The organism is Pelotomaculum propionicicum (assembly GCF_004369225.1).
Classification (GTDB): Bacteria; Bacillota; Desulfotomaculia; order Desulfotomaculales; family Pelotomaculaceae; genus Pelotomaculum_B; species Pelotomaculum_B propionicicum.
On the sequence record NZ_QFFZ01000121.1, the window covers coordinates 1 to 2,007 of the forward strand.

A 2,007-nucleotide genomic window follows, 5' to 3' on the forward strand; every position below is an offset into this window, starting at 1 on the left:
ATAACCCAAGTTTGGCGTAAAAATTTTCCAATACCAGGTGTAGCAAGGGTTTGTGCCCCCTTCAAAAAATAAATTCGGGACTACACCCAGGATTCCATCTTTTTTAGAACCTGTCTAACATGCTTTTGTTCAATCGTTTTCTCGCATCCCAGCGCACAAAGAAGTTTTTTTTGGTCTTCAGAAGGCTCAGTGATCGACAGTTTGGTTTGGTTCATTTTTTTAAATGAGATCTGGTTAACCTGGCATTTTTTTAATTTCGCCAGCGCATCCTTAGATGACATCGGTATACCGATTTCCCTCAAACGGCGCTCGATATCGTTGTAGAGGAAATATGCAAGAATGCAAACTGTAACATGGGCTTTTACTCGTTCCTCCCTCGAAAGGTAGATTGGGCGTAGTTCCATGTGAGATTTGATTTCATGGAAAGCTTCTTCCACTTTGTTTTTTCGGCGGTACCACCGGATAATTTCCTGGGCAGTACTGTGATGTTTTGGTAAATTCGAAATAAAGCAGTAGATACCGTGAACCCGCTGTTCTTTTTCAAGTTTTTCCTTGTCCAAAGAATATGAAAGATGGAAAGATTGAACGTTGCGCTGCTTGCCGTTTTTACTGGTTATCGTTAGCGATTGGGGCTCGATGTGAATTTCGAGAAATTTTTGAACACGTTTTCGTTTAAGGAGGCTTTGCACCTCCCGTTCTAAAACGCCTTTGTTCCGTGACTTTTTAGCTTTACCGAGGATGTGGTTTTTTTGCTTTACCCAATCGAAAACGTGTTCCATTCTTTGAAACTGTAAACGCCTTTCATCGAGAAAGCGGGATACATCAAAAGTCAAAATAAGCCGCCGGTTCCCCTGCTCGAATTCGCGGAAAAACAGAAATCCGTTTTCATCAAAGGGGATAAACTCCCTCATGGCCATGACACTTTCCCAGTCGTCTGGTTGGGCTGGCTGTGGTAACGCTATTTCCAAAAGACCAGAGGCCACAAGTTCATCACGGTCCATTGCGGAAACATATAACCATTCTTCACTCTCAATGGCCTTTAAGTTTTCGTAAGAAACCATGCCCCGGTCGAACACCATTATACACTGCCGAATTCCATAAACATCCTGTACTTCTTGCACTAAATCTTGCACAGTGGTAACATCCTGGGTGTTGCCCTCAAGGACACGCCAGTGAAAAGGATATCCCTCGGGGGTAATCATAAGTGCAATGACAATCTGTTCGCAATCCGGCCGATGGTCCCGGGAATATCCCAATGCGGCCAAGACACAGCGCTTTCCTTCCATAAAAGTAGAGGTGATATCATAGAAAAAAGCCTCATACCAGTTTGGCAAGCGAGATTTGAGTTGCTGGTAAATGAAGGATTGGATATCCTTCTCCCGTTTACACAGGCGGTCTAACTCTCGGTATACGTCATACTCGTCGTAAGTAAAAGATTCGCTTTCCACATAGGCAGGTAACACTGTTTGAAACATCCAGTCATGAAGTTTTATTTTTGCCATTGGATCGACACAACGATTAAACACCAAAGTTTTAATCCATCGGTCCGCCCGAAAAAACTGTTGAAATCCCCACTCCTGCCAGAGGTGAAACAGTACCGCTATATCCAGGTAGGCAAAGTGATTTGTCACGACAATATCTTCGTCCTTGGAGACAATAATATTGTTGTCGGAATGGGCAGCAAGTGCTAAACGCAATCGTTCGGCTTGTTCATCAGTTAAATCTCCGACATTAAACAAAATACGGTGTTTAACTGTACCGTTTTCCCGGTACGACTCAACGATCTTGTAATGGTTATATGTTTTACCTTTTATGGTTCTGGCAGATTTTTTGAGGAACATTGTAGCCTCCGTTTATTGGGGACTACAACAAATATATCATAAACCCAGATAATATCAAGCAAATTTAAACATTTTAAGTGAAATATTCGGGACTACATTTTTAAACTTGAGACCTTGTAAGCCTTGACATTACTGGGTTTGGAAATTTATGTCGCCAAACTTGGGT

The 2,007-nt window shown here is 42.3% G+C and carries 1 protein-coding gene; it reads right to left on the minus strand.

Annotated features, from left to right (window positions below; all coding sequences use genetic code 11):
• Window positions 1–80: 80 nt before the first annotated feature.
• Window positions 81–1,841 (minus strand): IS1634 family transposase, encoded by a 1,761-nt coding sequence (locus tag Pmgp_RS19125; protein ID WP_134216262.1) that lies wholly within the window; start codon window positions 1,839–1,841, stop codon window positions 81–83.
• Window positions 1,842–2,007 lie beyond the last annotated feature (166 nt).